This is a genomic window from Dietzia sp. DQ12-76 (assembly GCF_014145045.1).
Lineage (GTDB): Bacteria > Actinomycetota > Actinomycetes > Mycobacteriales > Mycobacteriaceae > Dietzia.
In genome coordinates this window covers 1-1,352 of record NZ_JAALDV010000371.1, presented here as the reverse complement: position 1 = coordinate 1,352, position 1,352 = coordinate 1, and the positions used below count along the sequence as shown (strand labels likewise).

The window sequence follows — 1,352 nt, the reverse complement described above, 5'->3', positions numbered from 1 at the left end:
CGCCCCGCTCAGCCCCGCCAGGGTGCGATCGGGTTGCCCTGCCAGCGGGTGCCCGGGGGGATGCGGTCGCCGCGCATGACCAGCGAGGCCGGGCCCACGGTGGAGCCGTCGCCGATCGAGGAGGCCGGGAGCGTCACACAGTGGCACCCCAGCGTCGCTCCGTCGGCCATCGTCACCCGGTCGATCTGCATGATGCGGTCGTGGAAGAGATGGGTCTGGACCACGCAGCCGCGGTTGACGGTGGCGCCGTCACCCACTGAGATCAGGTCGGCCTCGGGGAGCCAGTAGGACTCGCACCACACGCCCCGGCCGATGCGTGACCCGAGCAGGCGCAGCATCGCGGTGAGGATCGGGGTCCCCGTGGCGGGCCGGGCCATCCAGGGCGCGGCGAGGAGCTCGACAAAGGAGTCGGCCACCTCGTTGCGCCACACGAAGGAGGACCACAGTGGCTGGTCGCCCGCGCGGATCCGGCCCACCAGGATCCACTTGGCCAGGACCGCGAGCAGCAGTGCCACCAGTCCGGCATACGCGAGCGTGACGCCGGAGCTCAGCGCGGCCACGGTGAAACCCCACTCCCGGTGGATCAGCTGCATCACCACCAGGACGCCGACAAGCAGGAGGAACGAGAGCCACACCGGGACCAGGCGCAGGGTCTCCCACGCGGCACGGGCGACCTTCAGGCGCCCCGGCGGTTGGTAGGTGCGCGCGTCGCTCTCGCCGTCGGCCACCGCCCTGGGCAGCTTCTGCGGGGGCGATCCGAGCCACGACGTGCCCTTCTTGGCCTTCTGCGGCGCGGAGGACAGAACGGCGACCAGTCCACGCGCGGGGACCTTGCGGCCGGCGGACGCGATGCCCGAGTTGCCGAGGAACGCGCGTTTGCCGACCTGCGCCTGCTCGAGCCGCATCCACCCCGACCCCAGTTCGTACGGCGCGACCATCGTGTCATCGGCGAGGAACGCCCCGTCACGGACGGTGGTGAGAGAGGGGATGAGCAGGACGGTCGAGGCCTCCACGTCCTTGCCGATCGTCGCGCCCAGCGCCCGCAGCCACATCGGCGTGAGCATCGAGGCGTAGAGCGGGTACAGCCAGTTCCGGGCGGCGTCCATGATGCGCTCGCTGCACCAGGCCTGCCAGGCGATGCGGGAGTGCACCGGATGGAAGCCTTCCCGCAGTCCCACCGACAGCACCCGCACCGACACCAGGGTGAGCGCGGCGAACAGCACGAGCGCGACCAGCGTCCCGGGCACCGACCACAGGGTCGCGCGCAGGAACAGCTGCCCGGGGGTGGCGGCGTCCCGTGCCCCCGCGGACACCACCGCGAGTCCGGCGCCGAGCGCGATCAACGGCATCGC

1 protein-coding gene is annotated in these 1,352 nt (G+C 72.0%); it reads right to left on the bottom strand.

Features of this window, described 5'->3' with window-relative positions; all coding sequences use genetic code 11:
• Positions 1–8: 8 nt before the first annotated feature.
• Positions 9–1,352 (bottom strand): Pls/PosA family non-ribosomal peptide synthetase (locus G6019_RS12570; protein ID WP_375539765.1); only part of this gene is annotated, 1,344 nt, incomplete at its 5' end.